The organism is Blastomonas sp. UPD001 (assembly GCF_003426715.1).
In the GTDB taxonomy this organism is placed as follows: Bacteria; Pseudomonadota; Alphaproteobacteria; order Sphingomonadales; family Sphingomonadaceae; genus Blastomonas.
Genome location: NZ_QKVT01000001.1, coordinates 204990 through 220854, shown reverse-complemented (window position 1 = coordinate 220854; position 15865 = coordinate 204990). Strand labels below are relative to the sequence as shown.

Below are 15865 nucleotides of genomic sequence, written 5' to 3'. Positions count from 1 at the left end.
TCCCCCGTCATTCCCGCGAACGCGGGAATCCCGCTTGTGCGCCACGGGTTGAGAAGGAAGCGGGACCCCCGCCTTCGCGGGGGTGACGGGATGATAAATGAAGAGGCTCACTTCCCCGCCTTGGCGAGCTTCGCCTTCTCGGCGGCGATAAATTCCTCCATCTTCTGCTCCATCACCGGCAGCGGCACCGATCCCAGCATCAGATAGGTATCGTGGAAGGGCCGCTGGTCGAACGCGCTGCCCAGCTCGGCTTCCGCCTTGGCGCGCATCTTGCGCAGCGCCAATTCGCCCAGCTTGTACGCCAGCGCCTGGGCAGGCCAGGAGATATAGCGATCGACCTCGGTCTCGACATCGCGCGGCGCGAGCGCGGTGTGGCTGGCGAGATAGTCGATCGCTTGGCTCCGGGTCCAGCCCTTGGTGTGGATGCCGGTATCGATCACCAGCCGCACCGCGCGCCACATCTCGAAGGTCTGGCGGCCGAATTCCTCATAGGGCGTCTCGTAGATGCCGATCTTCGATCCCAGCCATTCGGTGTACAGCCCCCAGCCCTCGCCATAGCCGGAGAAATAGGTCTGGCGGCGGAACTCGGGCCGGTCGGGCGCTTCCAACGCCACCGCCGCCTGGAAGCTGTGCCCCGGATTGCACTCGTGCAGCGCCAGCGCGGGGATGTTGTACAACGGCCGCTGCGGCAGGTCATAGGTGTTGAACAGGCAGCTATCGAGCCCGCCGCGCCCCGAGGTATAGATCGGCGCGATGACATCGGGCACCGGCAGCACGGTGAAGCGATAACGCGGCAGGAAGTTGAACGTCTCCTTGAGCTTCCCGTCCATCTTCTTGACCGTATAGGCCGCCGCGCCGAGCAGTTCGCGCGGGGTCTTCGCATAGAATTGCGGGTCGGTGCGCAGGAACTTCAGGAATTCGGGGAAGGTGCCCTTGAACCCGGTCTCGCGCATCGTTTTCTGCATGTCGGCATCGATCCGCGCGACCTCTTTCAGGCCGATCTCGTGGATTGCCTCAGGCGTCAGATCGAGCGTGGTGAAGACCTTGATCTGGTCCTGGTAGAAACGCTTGCCATCGGGCAGCGCATAGGCGGCGATGGTCGTGCGCGCCCGGGGCATGTACTCGGCCCGCATGAAGCTGAGCAGCTTGGTGTACGCGGGCACCACAGACGTCTCGATCGCTTTCAGTGCCTCGGCGCGCAGCGCGGCCTGTTCGGCGGGCGGGATGTTCTGCGGCATCACGCGGAAGGCATCATAGAACGGATTGGCCTCGCCCGCGACCGTATAGGCCTCGATCGTCTTGTCGCGCCCCTCGATGCCGACGCGCGGCACGGTATAGCCGCGCTTCAGCCCGGCCTTCATGTTGACGATATTCTCGTCGAAATAGCGCGGCAGGTCGCGCATCCGCCCCAGATAGCGCTGGTAGCCGGCGGCGTTGGAATAGCCCTGGCGCGGGTTCAGCCCGCCCCAGAAGAAGGTGTCGCTGTTGAACGGAGCTTCATAGGTCTTGTACTCGATGCCCTTGGCATTTTCCCACACCGACTGGCGGAACACGGCGGCGTTGACCTGCTCCTCGGACGAGAGCTGGTCCATCGGGATGGCGTCGAGCTGTTTGAGCACATCCTGCCAATAGGCGAGCCTGCGCGCCTGATCGGCGGCGGTCTCGCTGGTCAGCCGGTCGCCCTGCACCCAGCGATTGCCCTCCTTGATCTGCGCGCTCTCCTTCTGCCGCCAGTCCCATTCGGCCTCGTAGAGCGCGCGCAGCTTCGCATCCATCGGGCCCGGCGCGGGCTTGGCGGCGGCGGGTGCCGCCGCGGCGTCCTGCGCCATCACGGGGACGCTCGCCACGCCAAGCAGCAAGGAAGCGAGAAGGATGGATGCGCGCATGATGACCCCTTGGACTGCCGTAAGTATATGGGCCGCATTAGACTTTGGCCGGTGCGGCAGGTCAAGCGATCAGTATACGAAATGCGGCAGGGGATTGAAATTCAACGCCCTTGCCGTTCTCCGGCGAAAGCCGCAGTCCATAGCGATGTCGCGCAACCTGATTCCTGGGCTCCGGCTTTCGCCGGAGAACGGGTCAAGTGCCTTTCCGCTTCAACAGCGCCGATCTGAGGCACCGGCACACCACCTCGTCGCGCTGGTTGATCAGTTCGTGCGTGAAGGTGACAATCCCGGCATTGGGCCGCGACTTGGATTCCTTGAGCTCGGTCACCTCGCTGGTCGCGCGCATGGTATCGCCGATGAACACGGGCTTGGGCATCACCAGCCGGTCATAGCCCAGGTTCGCCACCAAAGTGCCCAGCGTCGTATCGCCCACCGACAGCCCGACCATCAGGCTGAAGGTGAAGGTGCCGTTGACGAGAATCTGCCCGAACTCGCTCGCCTTCGCCGCCTCGACATCGAGATGCAGCGGCTGCGGATTGTGCGTCATCGTGCTGAACAGCAGATTGTCGGTCTCGGTCACCGTGCGCCGGATCTCATGCTCGATCCGGTCGCCGACCTGCCATTCGTCGAAATATCGTCCTGCCATGGGTTCTCTACCTCAACTACCCCTCTCCCTCGATGGGAGAGGGCTGCGCCCTCCCTCTCCCCTCCGAGGGAGAGGGTTGCGAAGACTTGGCAGCTCGCTGCCTAGTCGAAGCTGGGAGAGGGGGCAGCAACACCAGCGCAGCGCACCCCCGCCTCACCCTCATCCAACTGCGCCTAGCTGACTGCGTCAGCAAGGCTCCGTATCCTTCTCCCCTCAAGGAAGAAGGTATTGGCACCTCACTCCACCGCCTCGATCCGCACCAGCAGCGCCTCGACCTGCACCTGCGCGCCCTCGCTGGCGTTCAATTCCGCCACCACGCCATCGAACGGCGCGACGAGCGAATGCTCCATCTTCATCGCCTCGAGCGTCAGGAGCTTCTGCCCCTTGGTCACCGCCTGACCCTCCTCGACATCCACCGCGATCACCTTGCCCGGCATGGGGGAGAGGATAGAGCCGGAGGAGGAAGCGCCGCCCGCCGCACCTACTGTCGAGCGCTGCGAGAAGAAATAGCTTTCCCCTTGATCGGTAACGATGACCACATCGTCCCGAAGATCGGAGGCCAAACCTGTGCTTGTGTCAGCATTTTTTGCAACGCAATCGTACCGGACACCGTCTTCATAGAACGACAGCTTGTACCGTGCCGACGCGTTCAACCGGAAGCCAAAGTTATCTTCGTTGTGGGTTAAATCGACGAAGTTGTACCAATCAAGCTGCTCTTGTCGGAAGCGCCTTCCTGCGGTCTGGAGCACCAGATCGCTCGGCAAAGGTCGGGCAGCCAGCTCTTCACCGCACCGACCAATCAGCCCGGTGTCAATTTGTCCAGATGCAAAAGCATCAAGAGCAAGACACCGGAACAGAAAGCCCTTGTTGGTTTTCAGCTTCCCAACATAGCCCCGGTTCAACGTCTCCATTAAAGATCGACGAGCTTGTTCGCGAGTGTCACCGCTTGCAATCAGCTTGGCAATCATCGGATCGTAAAAGGTGCTGACCCGGTCGCCCTCAGCCACGGCGCTGTCAATTCGGGCATCATAATCAAACAGCAGATGCTCTACCAAGCCGGGGCTCGGCAAGAACCCCTTGGCCGGGTCCTCCGCATACAACCGCGCTTCCATCGCCCAGCCATTGATGCTGAGCTCTTCCTGCTGGAGCGGGATGGGCTCGCCGCTCGCCACGCGAAGCTGCCATTCGACCAGGTCGACGCCGGTGATCTCCTCGGTCACCGGATGCTCGACCTGCAGCCGGGTGTTCATTTCCATGAACCAGATCCGGTCGGCGCGCAGGCCCTCGGAGCCATCGGCGATGAACTCGATCGTGCCGGCGCCCTGATAATCCACGGCCTTGGCCGCGCGCACCGCCGCGCCGCACACCGCCTCGCGGGTGGCCTCGTCCATGCCCGGCGCGGGGGCTTCCTCGATCACCTTCTGGTGGCGGCGCTGCAGCGAGCAATCGCGCTCGAACAGATGGACGACATTGCCGTGAGAGTCGCCGAACACCTGCACTTCGATATGGCGCGGGCTTTCGATCCATTTTTCCAGCAGCACGACATCATTGCCGAAGCTCGCCGCCGCCTCGCGCTTGCACGAAAGGAGCGCGTCGGCGAAACCGGACGCGTCATCGACCTTGCGCATCCCCTTGCCGCCGCCGCCTGCGACCGCCTTGATCAGCACCGGATAGCCGATCCGCTCGGCCTCGGCCGCCAGCCGCTCCGGCGACTGATCCTCACCCAGATAGCCCGGCGTGGTGGGGACGCCCGCGGCGTCCATCAGCTTCTTCGCCGCGTCCTTGAGACCCATCGCGCGGATCGAGTCCGGCTTCGGCCCGACCCAGATCAACCCGGCGGCGATCACGGCCTCGGCGAATTCGGCGTTCTCGGACAGGAAGCCGTAACCCGGATGGATCGCCTCCGCGCCGGTCGCCTTCGCCGCCGCGATGATCTTCTCGCCCACCAGGTAGCTCTCGCGCGCCGGCGACGGCCCGATATGCACCGCCTCGTCCGCCTGACGCACATGCAGCGCCTTGGCGTCGGCGTCCGAATAGACCGCGACGGTGCGGATGCCCATGGCGCGCGCGGTGCGGATGATCCGGCAAGCGATTTCGCCGCGATTGGCGATGAGGAGGGATTTCAGCATGGGGCATGACCTCTTCCGTCACCCTGAACTTGTTTCAGGGTCCATGGTGCGGCATTGTTAAGGGCCTGATGGACAGGCAACCGTGCGTCTACATTCTGGCCAGCGACGCGTATGGAACGCTCTACATCGGTGTCACGTCGAACCTGATCGGTCGGTTGCACCAGCACCGGACGGGTGAGTTCAAGGGCTTCACGTCGCGCTACCATGTCCACCGCCTCGTCCGTTTCGAACTGTTCGACACGATGGAAGGCGCGATCGAGCGAGAGAAGCAGCTCAAGCGCTGGCATCGCCAGTGGAAGATCAACCTGATCGAGAGCGACAACCCGCATTGGGTGGACCTGGCGGTGGGCTTGGGCTTTGATCCCCTTCCGCCGCGCGGCAGGCGGAATGGGCCCTGAAACAAGTTCAGGGTGACGAGGGTGTGCGCTTCCCATCCACCCCCCGCTGCGCGGGCGGTCCCCCTCCCCGAGCAAGCTCGGGGAGGATTGGGAGTGCGCGTGTCCCATCACATCCGGAACACCCCGAACCGGGGGGCCTCCTCGACCGGAGCGTTGAGGCACGCGGCGAAGGCGAGGCCCAGCACGTCCCTCGTCTGCGCGGGGTCGATGATGCCGTCGTCCCATAGCCGCGAGGTCGCGTAATAGGGGTTGCCCTCGTCCTCGTATTTCTGGCGGATCGGGGCCTTGAACGCCTCGGCCTGATCGGGCGTCCAGCTGTCCGCGTCGCGGTGGACGGTCGCGAGCACGGATGCGGCTTGCTCGCCGCCCATCACGCTGATGCGGGCATTGGGCCAGGTGAACAGGAAACGGGGCGAATAGGCGCGGCCGCACATGCCGTAATTGCCCGCGCCGAAGCTGCCGCCGATCAGCACGGTGACCTTGGGCACGCTCGCGGTCGCCACCGCCGTCACCAGCTTCGCGCCATGCTTGGCGATGCCTTCCGCCTCGTACTTGCCGCCGACCATGAAGCCGCTGATATTTTGCAGGAACAGCAGCGGAATGCGCCGCTGGCAGGCCAGCTCGATGAAATGCGCGCCCTTGACCGCGCTCTCGCTGAACAGCACGCCGTTGTTCGCCAGGATCGCCACCGGCGTGCCCCAGATGTGCGCGAAGCCGCAGACCAGCGAGCTGCCGTACAGCGCCTTGAACTCGTGGAACTCGCTGCCGTCGACCAGCCGCGCAATCACCTCGTGGACATCGTACGGCGCGCGGACATCCGAGGGGATGATGCCGTACAGCTCTTCCGCATCGAATTTCGGCGCGCGCGGATCGCGCAGGTCGATGTTCGGCTTGGGGATCGGCCCCAGATGCGAGACGATGTCGCGCACGATGGTGAGCGCGTGCTCGTCATTCTCCGCGACATGATCGACCACGCCCGACTTGCGCCCGTGCAGGTCGCCGCCGCCGAGGTCCTCGGCGCTGATCTCCTCGCCCGTCGCGGCCTTGACCAGCGGCGGCCCGGCGAGGAAGATCGTGCCCTGGTTGCGCACGATCACCGTCTCGTCCGACATCGCGGGGACGTACGCGCCGCCCGCGGTGCAGCTGCCCATCACGCAGGCGATCTGCGGGATGCCCTTGGCGCTCATGTTCGCCTGGTTGAAGAAGATGCGGCCGAAATGCTCGCGATCGGGGAAGACCTCGGCCTGGTGCGGCAGGTTCGCGCCGCCGCTGTCGACGAGGTAGATGCACGGCAGCCGATTGGCCTCGGCAATTTCCTGCGCGCGCAGATGCTTCTTCACCGTCATCGGATAATAGGTGCCGCCCTTTACCGTGGCGTCGTTGCACACGATCATGCACTGGCGGCCCGAGACGCGGCCGATCCCGGCGATCATGCCCGCGCCGGGGATCTCGCCGTCATATTGATCGCAGGCAGCGAGCTGGCCGATCTCGAGAAAGGGCGAGCCCGGATCGAGCAGCCGCTCGACGCGATCGCGCGGCAGCAGCTTTCCGCGCGCCGTGTGCCGCTCGCGCGACTTGGCATTGCCGCCGAGTGCAGCCTCGGCGACCTTGCTCCACAGCTCGTCGCGCAACGCGCTGTTGTGCGCAAAGGCGGCGCGATAGGCGTCTGAATTCGTGTCGATTTTCGTGTCCAGAACGGGCGCGGTCATTGCAAACCTCCGTCATGCTGAACTTGTTTCAGCATCCATCGTGCCCGATGAGCCGAAGCCGTGTGGGGAGAAATGGACCCTGAAACAAGTTCAGGGTGACGGCTAGAGCAAGCGGCCGCGCAATATTGCATCACCGCGCCCCAATCAGTTCGCGCGCGATCAGGAAGCGGCGGATCTCGTTCGTCCCCGCGCCGATATCGTACAGCTTGGCATCGCGCAGGAAGCGCTCGACCGGCCAGTCGGTGGTATAGCCCGCCCCGCCCAGCGCCTGGATCGCCTCGAGCGAGCATTTCACCGCATTCTCGCTCGCCAGCAGGATCGCGCCGGCAGCATCGAAGCGCGTCGTCCTGCCCGCGTCGCACGCCCGCGCCACCGCATAGACATAAGCGCGCGCGCTGTTGAGCGCGACATACATGTCGGCGACCTTGGCCTGCACCATCTGGAACGCGCCGATCGGCTGGCCGAACTGCTTGCGCTCGCGCACATAGGGCAGCACCACGTCGAGGCACGCCTGCATGATGCCGAGCGGCCCTGCGGCCAGCACCGCGCGCTCGTAATCGAGGCCGCTCATCAGCACGCCGACGCCGCCGTTCAAGGGGCCCATCACGTTCTCTTGCGGAACGAAGCAATCGTTGAACACCAGCTCCGCCGTGGGGCTCCCACGCATCCCCATCTTCTGGATCTTCTGGCCGATGCTGAAACCCGGCATGCCCTTCTCGATGATGAACGCGGTGATCCCGCCCGATCCCTCACCCGTCTTGGCATAGACAATCAGCGTCTCGGCATAAGCCGAGTTGGTGATCCAGAACTTGGTGCCGTTGAGCCGGTATCCGCCCGCGACCGCATCGGCCTTGAGCTTCATCGACACGACATCCGATCCTGCGCCGACTTCCGACATGGCCAGCGATCCGACATGCTCGCCCGAGATCAGCCCGGGAAGGTACTTCGCCTTCTGCTCCGGATTGCCCCAGCGGCGCAGCTGGTTGACGCACAGGTTCGAATGCGCGCCATAGCTGAGGCCGAGCGAGGCGCTCGCGCGGCTTACCTCTTCCATCGCGATGACATGCTCGAGGTAGCCGAGGCCCAGGCCACCATCGGCTTCGTCCACGGTGATGCCGTGCAGACCGAGCTCGCCCATTTGCGGCCACAGATCGAGCGGGAACCAGTCCTCGGCATCGATCTTCGCCGCGATCGGCGCGATCCTGTCGGTGGCAAAGCGCCGCGTGGTGTCGCGGATCATCTCGGCGGCTTCGCCCAGCGCGAAGTCGAAATCGGGCATCATGGACATGGCGGCATCCTCTCCTGGAGCTCTGATCGCACCGGTTCTAGCGCCCCAAGTCAACCAATGAAAATTGATATTGAAAGGGGTTTATCCTAGACGCTGTCTATGATCGAACGCTATCTGCTGCGCTATTTCCTCGCCGTGGTCGAACATGGCAATTTCACCCGTGCGGCGGAAAGCTGCAACGTCACCCGGCCCGGGCCGGAGCCAGCGCAGGAAATCGCCCCATTCGGCCTGCGCCACCGGCACGGTGAACACTGCGCCCATGCTGGCGCGCACCGCCTCGACCGAGAACGGATCGACGCACTGGTCGACCAGGATCAGCCCGCCTGCGCCCACGGCATCACAGGTGCGCAGCATGGTGCCGAGATTGCCGGGATCGCGCATCGCCTGCGCCACCAGCCAGATGCCCGACCGGTTGCGGTCAAGCGCCTCGAGCGAGGTCGGCAGATCGGCGAACACGCCGAGCACCGTCTGCGGATTGTCCTTGCCGCTGATCTTGGACAGGATGTCGGTCGTCGTCTCGTAGATCGTACCGCCGCGCTCGGCCACCGCCGCTTCGAGCGCATCAACCAGCGGGTGCGGATCGCGCTGCTGCCCTAGCCACAAGGCTTGCGGAACGATCCCCGCCTCGCGCGCTTCGGTCAGCAGACGCAAGCCTTCGGCGAGGAAACGTCCCTCGCGCTTGCGATGCTTTTTCTCGCGCAAAGACCGCGCGGCCTTGACGGCGGGGTTGGAAAATCCGGTGATGAGCTGGCGGTGGATTGGCATGGCGCGTGCGGGCCGAGGATCAGTCCTCGCCGAAGCCGTCCACCACGAGGCCGACCAGCTTCTTGAGCGCGGCCTCTTCGCCCTCGCCCTCGACGCGGATGGTGATGCTGTCGCCGCGCGCGGCACCCAGCATCATCAGCCCCATGATCGAGCTGCCGGTGACCTCGTTATCGTCCTTGCTGACATGCACCTGCACCGTTTCGGGCAGGCGCGCGACGGCGGCGACGAACTTGGCGCTCGCCCGCGCATGCAGGCCACGCTGATTGGTGATCTGCACGGTCAGTTCGCTCACTGGGCGCTTTCCTGGCCCAGCAGGTCGGACGCGACGCTGATATATTTCTGCCCGGCATCGCGCGCGGCGGCCACAGCCTCGCGCACGTTCATCGATCGGCGCGCGCCTTCCAGCCGGATCAGCATCGGCAGGTTGACGCCGGCAATCACCTCGACCCGGCCCGCTTCGAGCAGCGAGATCGCAAGGTTCGACGGCGTGCCGCCGAACAGATCGGTGAGCACGATCACGCCCTTGCCTGTATCGACCTTGGCAATCGCGGCGGCGATATCGGCGCGCCGCTGTTCCATGTCATCATTGGGACCGATATCGATCGTTTCGATGTGCTGCTGCTTGCCCACCACATGTTCCATCGCGACCAGAAATTCCTGCGCGAGCCGTCCATGGGTGACGAGAATAAGACCGATCATGGGGGATGTTTATACCAGTTTCTGTAGCTTGAAGTCTCTATTGCCGACGTCTGTCCCTGACCCGTGCCTGTTTCAGCGATCTCTCCCCTGCCCGGCGCGCTGCCTTCATGCGGGCGGCGGCGCGGGGCTTTCTTCTATGGCATCCGTGGGTCGTGACGTCAGATTGCGATGCTGGACAGTGGGACAAAAGCCTGCTGCTTGCAAGCGTTTGGTGATCTCCTGCGCCACGAACACCGACCGGTGTCTCCCGCCGGTACACCCTATCGCGATGTGCACATAGGCCTTGGCTGCCGCCTGATAGCGCGGCAGCAGAAAGGTCAGCAGATCGACGATCCGGTCGACCGCACCCTGATAGGCCGGATCCTGGGTGACGAACGCGCCGACAGGGGCATCCAGTCCGGTCAGATCGCGCAGCGACCGGTCCCAATAGGGATTGCGCAGGAAGCGCATGTCGAACACCAGATCGGCGCTGGGCGGCATGCCGCGCGCGAAACCGAAGCTGGTGATGATGATGCTGGTAGGCGACTGTTCGAGCGCGAACCGGGCGCGGATTTCCTGCTGCAGGTCGGACAGTGCTAGATTGGTCGTATCGATGACGTTTTCCGCCCAGCGCCTGAGCGGCTGCAGCCATTCGCGCTCCTCGGCAATGCCGGCTTCGGCCGAGCGATCCTGCGCCAGCGGATGACGCCGCCGCGTCTCGGCATAGCGTCGCTGCAGCTCGCGGCCTGCGCAGTCGAGGAACAGCGTGCTGATCGCATATTCGGGCCGCTCCTCGAGGTCGCGCACCTGGCGCACGATCGATCCGGGATCGAACCCGCGCGTGCGCGTGTCGAAACCGATCGCCAGTGGCCGTTCCTGCCCGTCGCGGCGCACCGCCTGTGGCGTATCCATGAGCAGCGGCAGCAGCCGGATTGGGAAATTGTCGATCGCCTCCCAGCCGAGATCCTCGAGCGTCTTGAGCGCGGTGGATTTGCCGGCGCCCGACAGCCCGGTAACCAGCAGGACGCGGTGCGGTTCGATTGCAGGCAAACCTGCCGGCACGATACTGGAATCGGTCATTGGCCACCCCTGGCGTGCCGCGCACCTGTCGGGCCGCACCAACGCGTGACCTAGCCTTTGATCCCATAGGCTTGCAATGCCATTTCGGCCTTGATCGGCAGGACCCGGCTGTCCGGCGACAGCAGGATTTCGGGGATATCGACGCCGAGCAGCGCGCGATGCTCGCTGCGTTCGATCCAGCGCGGCGCGGCGCGGTTGAGCTCGATCAGCAGCGCAACCGGGCAATCCGGCCCCGGTTCGACGGGCAGCAGCCCCAGATTGCGCACCTCGATCAGTCCGCCGATATGGGGCGCGGGCGCGGCGATGATGCGGCCATCCTCGCGGCGCAGCGAGGTGTGGTCGTCGCTGATCAGCCGCGCACCGCGGTCGATCAGCGCCAGCGCCAGTTCGGACTTGCCGATCCCCGATTCGCCGCTGATCAGCAGCGCTGCACCGCCGATGCTGACGCAACTTGCCGGATAGGTGATCCTGTCACCCTGCGCCATGGTCACTCCCCCTGATCCGCTTTCGGACTGGCCTCATGTTAGCGCCGGTTTCAGGCCGGGGAAATGGGCAGTTCCTGCTGGTCCTTGGCGGGCAGGCATATCTCGAACACCGCACCCTGCGCCCCGTCGTCGCGATCGGCGACGGTGATCGTTCCGTGATGCCCTTCGACGATGGTGCGCGCGATCGCGAGGCCGAGCCCGCTATGCTGGCCGAATTCCTCGCCCTCGGGGCGCGCGCTGTGGAACCGGCGGAAGATCGCCTCGCGCTCGCTCGGCGGCACGCCCGGCCCCTCGTCGATCACCCGCACCAGCACCCGCCCGCGCATCTGCGTCGCCTCGATCCGCACCAGCCCGCCGGGCGGCGAGAAGGACACGGCATTGTCGAGCAGGTTGGAGATCACGCGCTCCAGCCGCGTCCCCTCGCCCATCACCACGGCGACGCCGCGCCGGGGCCGGGCAAAGGCGGTCTCGCGCCCCTGGTTGAGTCCGCGCGAGCGGCGCAGCTCGAGCAGATTCTCGATCATCTCGCCCAGATCGATCGGCTCGAACCGGGTCCGGGTGAGCTGGGCATCGACGCGCGACGCCTCGGAAATGTCGGTAATCAGCCGGTCGAGCCGGCGCACGTCGCTGCACGCGATCTCGAACAGCTGCTCGCGCAGGCCCTCGTCCTTCACGCTGGCCAGCCCCTCGAGCGCGGAGCGCAGCGAGGCGAGCGGGTTCTTGAGCTCGTGGCTGACATCGGCGGCAAAGGCCTCGGTCGCGTCGATCTTCATCCGCAGCGCCATGCTCATGTCCGAAAGCGACCGCGCGAGAAGGCCGATCTCGTCCCCGCGCGACGGCAGGCGTGGCACCACCACCTCGCGCGCGCGGCCCAGCCGCACCCGCACGGCAGCGCTCGCCAGGCGACGCAGCGGCTGCACGATGGTCCGCGCCAGGAACAGCGAGAACAGGATCGAGACAATCGCCGTCGCCAGCACGATCATCGTCAGATTGAACCGCTCGGCGCGCACGATGCGGGTGATGTCGCGCGCATTGTAGCTGGTCAGCAGCACCTCTTCGCCGCGGGGCAGCGCGATCGCCGCGCTGATCATCGGACGCGCGGCATGACGCTGCCAGGGTTCTTCGGACGGGTCGCGCAGCCGATAGCCCGGCGGAGCCAGCGCGAAACTGTCCAGCACGACGCGGCCGCGCGCATCATAGAGCCGGATGCGCGAGTCATACCGGTCGCTGACCGCCCTGATCATCGCCGTCCGCCCGCGCGTATCCAGCCGCTCCATCGCATGCGCCAGCAGCCAGATGCTCTGCTGCTCCTGCTCGAGCCGCTCCTGGATGATCTGCTCGCGATAGCTGTCGAGATAGAGTAGCCCGCCGCCGAGCATCGCGATGGCAAAGACGTTCACCGCGAGGATGCGCCAGGTCAGCGAGACCCGGCGCGTCCAGCCCAGCCTCAGCGTGGGCGGGTTATTCTCCTGCGAAACGGTAGCCGGCGCCATACAGGGTATCGATAGCGGAAAATTCGGGATCGACCTCGCGGAACTTGCGCCGCAGCCGCTTGATATGGCTGTCGATGGTGCGGTCATCGACATAGACATCGTCCTGATAGGCCGCGTCCATCAGCTGGTTGCGGCTCTTGACCACCCCGGGCCTCGCCGCCAGCGCCTCGAGAATCAGGAATTCGGTGACCGTCAGCGTCACCTTCTTGCCGTCCCACGCCACCATGTGCCGCGCCGGGTCCATCTCGAGCCGCCCGCGCACGATCGGCTCGGCGGCGGGTTCGTCGCTCGGCGCCTCGGGCGCGCGCATCAGTTCGGCGCGGCGCAGGATCGCTTTGATCCGGGCGATCAGCAGCCGCTGCGAGAAAGGCTTGGTGATATAGTCGTCCGCGCCCATGGCGAGGCCCAGCGCCTCGTCGAGCTCCTCGTCCTTCGATGTCAGGAAGATCACCGGGACCGCGCTGTGCTCGCGCACCCGGCGCAACAGCTCCAGCCCGTCCATGCGCGGCATCTTGATATCGAACAGGCACAGGTCGGGCGGCGTGTCGACGATCGCCTTGAGCGCCGTCTCCCCGTCCGAATAGAGCCGCGTGACGAAGCCTTCCGCCTGCAATGCGATCGATACCGATGTCAGAATGTTGCGGTCGTCATCGACCAGCGCAATCACTGCCGCCATGATCGGCCCTGTCCTCCTCGAACTGCGTCGCCCTGCCGGTCGCATATCCCGACGGCAGGGTAAACAGCTATCTGGCAAATGCCGCAACGCAGCATTTTGCGTGTGCATCCGCAACAATGCACTACCCATGTTATGACACCGGTAGCAGCTATTGACAGACGTGGCGGCAGACGTCTTGGACAATCCTATCACGATAAAAGACGGCGTGAGTCGTCCCGGATTGACGAAGGCTGGCGGGTGGACGCGAGATCAGCCAGGGGCGGCACCAACTTGGGAGAATATCAGCAGTGGCCATCAAATCCAAAGTTTCCCTTGCCGATCAGGGCATTACCGCAACCGACAACCAGCACTGGAATCTGGGCACCGAGGCCCTGGTCGAAGAGGCCCTGCGCAATGGCGAGGGTTCGCTGGCCAAGGGCGGTGCGCTGGTCGTCGCAACGGGCAAGCACACGGGCCGCAGCGCCAACGACAAGTTCATCGTCCGCGACGCCGAGACCGAAAACACCGTCTGGTGGGGCAAGACCAACGTCGCGATGACGCCCGAGAATTTCGCCGCGCTCAAGGCCGATTTCCTGGCCTTTCTCGCCGAAAAGCCCAAGCTCTACGTGCAGGACCTGTTCGGCGGATCGCAGAGCGAATATCGCGTCAACGTGCGCGTGATCAACGAATTCGCCTGGCACAGCCAGTTCATCCGCACGCTGCTCGTTCGCCCCAAGGCCGAAGAGCTGGCGGATTTCATCCCCGAGTACACGATCATCGATCTGCCCAGCTTCCGCGCCGATCCAGCCAAGCATGGCACTCGCAGCGAGACCGTGATCGCGGTCAATCTGACCGAAAAGCTGATCCTGATCGGTGGCACCGCCTATGCCGGCGAGATGAAGAAGTCGGTCTTCGGCATCCTCAACTATCTGCTGCCGACCAAGGGCGTGATGCCGATGCACTGTTCGGCCAATATCGGTCCCGAAGGCGACACCGCCGTGTTCTTCGGCCTGTCGGGCACCGGCAAGACCACGCTGTCGGCCGATGCCAGCCGCACGCTGATCGGCGATGACGAGCATGGCTGGTCGGATACCGCCGTCTTCAACTTCGAAGGCGGCTGCTATGCCAAGATGATCAACCTCTCGCCCGAGGCCGAGCCCGAAATCTACGCCACTACCGGTCGCTTCGGCACGGTGCTGGAAAATGTGGTGATGGACCCGGCCACGCGCACGCTCGACTTTGCCGACAACTCGCTGGCGGAAAACAGCCGCGGTTCGTACCCGATCGACTTCATCCCCAACACGTCGAAGGACAATCTGGGTCCGGTGCCGAAGAACATCATCTTCCTCACCGCCGATGCCTATGGCGTGCTGCCGCCGATCGCGCGGCTGACCCCCGAACAGGCGATGTATCACTTCCTGTCGGGCTATACCGCGCGCGTCGCTGGCACCGAAATCGGCGTGACCGAGCCTTCGGCGACCTTCTCGACCTGTTTCGGCGCACCGTTCATGCCGCGCCATCCCTCGGTCTATGGCAACCTCCTCAAGGAGCGCATCGCCAAGGGCAATGTCACCTGCTGGCTGGTCAATACCGGCTGGACCGGCGGCAAGCATGGCGTCGGCAGCCGCATGCCGATCAAGGCAACGCGCGCGCTGCTCAACGCCGCGCTCGACGGCAGCCTGAACAGCACCGAATTCCGCAAGGACCCGAATTTCGGCTTCGAGGTTCCGGTCAGCGTCCCGGGCGTCGATAGCGCGATCCTCGATCCGCGCGGCACCTGGGCGGACAAGGCGGATTACGACGCCACCGCACAAAAGCTGGTCGGCCAGTTCATCGACAATTTCGCGCAGTTTGAAGAGCATGTCGATGAGGCGGTCCGCGCCGCCGCCCCGCAACGTCAGGCCGTCGCCGCCTGACCCGGCCCGGTTCACGATCGGGCCTTCCTTGCCGAAAGCCCGATCATGACCGACCACAGCATAAGATTCTTCGATTCCAGCACAGCCGTTCGCCACCTCGGCGAGCGGCTGATCGCTTCGTGCCTGCCGCGCGCAGAATGGACGCATGAGGCGCATGTCGCCGCCTGCTACTGGCTCGTCGCCGAGCGGCCCGACATTGGCGTCACGAAAGATCTTCCCGCCATCATCCGCCGGCATAATGCCAGCGTCGGCACGCCCAATACCGACAGCAGCGGCTTTCATGCGACGATCACGCATTGCTATGCGGTGGGTGTCGCGGCGTTTCACCGGCGCTGCGAGCAGGCCGTGCCGCTGGTCGAACGGGTCAACGCGCTGCTGAGAGAGCCGGAAGGCGCGCGCGACTGGCCGCTGCGTTTCTACTCGCGCGAACGTCTTTTTTCGGTCGAGGCGCGGCGTGCGGTGATTTTACCAGATCTGGCGGCGCTGCCCAGTTGATGCCGGTGGCGTGCCCTTGCTCGCGATGATAATTTGAGCCGTTCTCCGGCGAAAGCCGGAGCCCAGGAGTCAGATGGCACAGCATCCGCTCTGGTTTCCGGCTTCCGCCGGAAAACGGGTTGGGGCGAACATGGGAGACAAAAGCATGGATTTCCTCAGCAATATCGTCGGCCAGCTCGGCGGGCCCGACAAGATCGCCAGCCTGGCCAAGCAGGTTGGCCTCAGCGAAGCGCAGGTTCAGG

Annotated in this window: 14 protein-coding genes and 2 pseudogenes; 4 read left to right on the top strand and 12 right to left on the bottom strand. The window is 64.8% G+C overall.

The window, feature by feature from the left end; genetic code table 11:
• Window positions 1-107: 107 nt before the first annotated feature.
• The 3 genes from DM995_RS01040 to DM995_RS01030 form a co-directional block, all read right to left on the bottom strand.
• Window positions 108-1886 carry a DUF885 family protein gene (locus DM995_RS01040; RefSeq protein WP_116968212.1) on the bottom strand — a complete coding sequence of 593 codons (1779 nt, stop codon included), beginning with the start codon at window positions 1884-1886 and terminating at the stop codon, window positions 108-110.
• Between the two features lie 193 nt (window positions 1887-2079).
• Window positions 2080-2532 carry a MaoC family dehydratase gene (locus DM995_RS01035; protein ID WP_116968211.1) on the bottom strand — a complete coding sequence of 151 codons (453 nt, stop codon included), beginning with the start codon at window positions 2530-2532 and terminating at the stop codon, window positions 2080-2082.
• A gap of 236 nt (window positions 2533-2768) precedes the next feature.
• Entirely contained in the window at window positions 2769-4661 is a 1893-nt protein-coding gene (locus DM995_RS01030) for an acetyl/propionyl/methylcrotonyl-CoA carboxylase subunit alpha (protein ID WP_116968210.1), read from the bottom strand.
• Between the two features lie 68 nt (window positions 4662-4729).
• Here DM995_RS01030 and DM995_RS01025 point away from each other — a divergent pair, with 68 nt between their 5' ends.
• Window positions 4730-5059, top strand: coding sequence for a GIY-YIG nuclease family protein (locus tag DM995_RS01025; protein ID WP_116968209.1), 330 nt, complete (start codon window positions 4730-4732; stop codon window positions 5057-5059).
• A 107-nt stretch (window positions 5060-5166) separates the two neighbouring features.
• On the opposite strand, the gene DM995_RS01020 is transcribed toward DM995_RS01025, so the two are convergent.
• Entirely contained in the window at window positions 5167-6768 is a 1602-nt protein-coding gene (locus DM995_RS01020) for a carboxyl transferase domain-containing protein (RefSeq protein WP_116968208.1), read from the bottom strand.
• A gap of 130 nt (window positions 6769-6898) precedes the next feature.
• Window positions 6899-8047 (bottom strand): isovaleryl-CoA dehydrogenase, encoded by a 1149-nt coding sequence (locus DM995_RS01015; RefSeq protein WP_198669415.1) that lies wholly within the window; start codon window positions 8045-8047, stop codon window positions 6899-6901.
• Window positions 8048-8155: 108 nt separating this feature from the next.
• Between DM995_RS01015 and DM995_RS22715 the strand changes: the two are divergent.
• Window positions 8156-8234 (top strand): annotated as a pseudogene (locus tag DM995_RS22715) (LysR family transcriptional regulator); the annotation flags it as partial.
• Here DM995_RS22715 and DM995_RS22040 read toward each other — a convergent pair.
• From DM995_RS22040 to DM995_RS00980, 7 genes and pseudogenes are all read right to left on the bottom strand, one after another.
• A pseudogene (locus tag DM995_RS22040) lies at window positions 8228-8821 on the bottom strand (TrmH family RNA methyltransferase); the annotation flags it as partial. The pseudogenes DM995_RS22715 and DM995_RS22040 overlap by 7 nt on opposite strands.
• A gap of 19 nt (window positions 8822-8840) precedes the next feature.
• Entirely contained in the window at window positions 8841-9113 is a 273-nt protein-coding gene (locus DM995_RS01005; RefSeq protein WP_116968205.1) for an HPr family phosphocarrier protein, read from the bottom strand.
• Window positions 9110-9520: a PTS sugar transporter subunit IIA gene (locus tag DM995_RS01000; protein WP_023837394.1), complete on the bottom strand. Its 411-nt coding sequence runs from the start codon at window positions 9518-9520 to the stop codon at window positions 9110-9112. The genes DM995_RS01005 and DM995_RS01000 overlap by 4 nt, the downstream gene beginning before the upstream one ends.
• A 105-nt stretch (window positions 9521-9625) precedes the next feature.
• Window positions 9626-10579 carry an RNase adapter RapZ gene (rapZ, locus tag DM995_RS00995; RefSeq protein ID WP_031317908.1) on the bottom strand — a complete coding sequence of 318 codons (954 nt, stop codon included), beginning with the start codon at window positions 10577-10579 and terminating at the stop codon, window positions 9626-9628.
• Window positions 10580-10629: 50 nt separating this feature from the next.
• Window positions 10630-11064, bottom strand: a complete 435-nt coding sequence (locus DM995_RS00990; protein ID WP_116968204.1) for an HPr kinase/phosphorylase — start codon at window positions 11062-11064, stop codon at window positions 10630-10632.
• Window positions 11065-11114: 50 nt separating this feature from the next.
• Window positions 11115-12557, bottom strand: coding sequence for a HAMP domain-containing sensor histidine kinase (locus DM995_RS00985; protein ID WP_116968203.1), 1443 nt, complete (start codon window positions 12555-12557; stop codon window positions 11115-11117).
• On the bottom strand, window positions 12526-13233 hold the full coding sequence (locus tag DM995_RS00980; RefSeq protein ID WP_060980346.1) for a response regulator transcription factor: 708 nt from the start codon (window positions 13231-13233) through the stop codon (window positions 12526-12528). Before DM995_RS00980 ends, DM995_RS00985 begins: the two co-directional genes overlap by 32 nt.
• Before the next feature lie 287 nt (window positions 13234-13520).
• Between DM995_RS00980 and DM995_RS00975 the strand changes: the two genes are divergently transcribed.
• Both DM995_RS00975 and DM995_RS00970 read left to right on the top strand, forming a co-directional pair.
• On the top strand, window positions 13521-15128 hold the full coding sequence (locus DM995_RS00975) for a phosphoenolpyruvate carboxykinase (protein ID WP_116968202.1): 1608 nt from the start codon (window positions 13521-13523) through the stop codon (window positions 15126-15128).
• Between the two features lie 45 nt (window positions 15129-15173).
• Window positions 15174-15623, top strand: coding sequence for a hypothetical protein (locus DM995_RS00970; protein ID WP_116968201.1), 450 nt, complete (start codon window positions 15174-15176; stop codon window positions 15621-15623).
• Window positions 15624-15865 lie beyond the last annotated feature (242 nt).

Bases quoted from the DNA above. Each gene is read 5' to 3' on its own strand.
- DM995_RS01000 (WP_023837394.1), bottom strand. From the start codon at position 9,520: ATGATCGGTCTTATTCTCGTCACCCATGGACGGCTCGCGCAGGAATTT.
- rapZ (WP_031317908.1), bottom strand. From the start codon at position 10,579: ATGACCGATTCCAGTATCGTGCCGGCAGGTTTGCCTGCAATCGAACCG.
- DM995_RS01040 (WP_116968212.1), bottom strand. From the start codon at position 1,886: ATGCGCGCATCCATCCTTCTCGCTTCCTTGCTGCTTGGCGTGGCGAGC.
- DM995_RS01015 (WP_198669415.1), bottom strand. From the start codon at position 8,047: ATGCCCGATTTCGACTTCGCGCTGGGCGAAGCCGCCGAGATGATCCGC.
- DM995_RS00970 (WP_116968201.1), top strand. From the start codon at position 15,174: ATGACCGACCACAGCATAAGATTCTTCGATTCCAGCACAGCCGTTCGC.
- DM995_RS01020 (WP_116968208.1), bottom strand. From the start codon at position 6,768: ATGACCGCGCCCGTTCTGGACACGAAAATCGACACGAATTCAGACGCC.
- DM995_RS00990 (WP_116968204.1), bottom strand. From the start codon at position 11,064: ATGGCGCAGGGTGACAGGATCACCTATCCGGCAAGTTGCGTCAGCATC.
- DM995_RS00985 (WP_116968203.1), bottom strand. From the start codon at position 12,557: ATGGCGCCGGCTACCGTTTCGCAGGAGAATAACCCGCCCACGCTGAGG.
- DM995_RS01030 (WP_116968210.1), bottom strand. From the start codon at position 4,661: ATGCTGAAATCCCTCCTCATCGCCAATCGCGGCGAAATCGCTTGCCGG.
- DM995_RS01035 (WP_116968211.1), bottom strand. From the start codon at position 2,532: ATGGCAGGACGATATTTCGACGAATGGCAGGTCGGCGACCGGATCGAG.
- DM995_RS00980 (WP_060980346.1), bottom strand. From the start codon at position 13,233: ATGGCGGCAGTGATTGCGCTGGTCGATGACGACCGCAACATTCTGACA.
- DM995_RS01025 (WP_116968209.1), top strand. From the start codon at position 4,730: ATGGACAGGCAACCGTGCGTCTACATTCTGGCCAGCGACGCGTATGGA.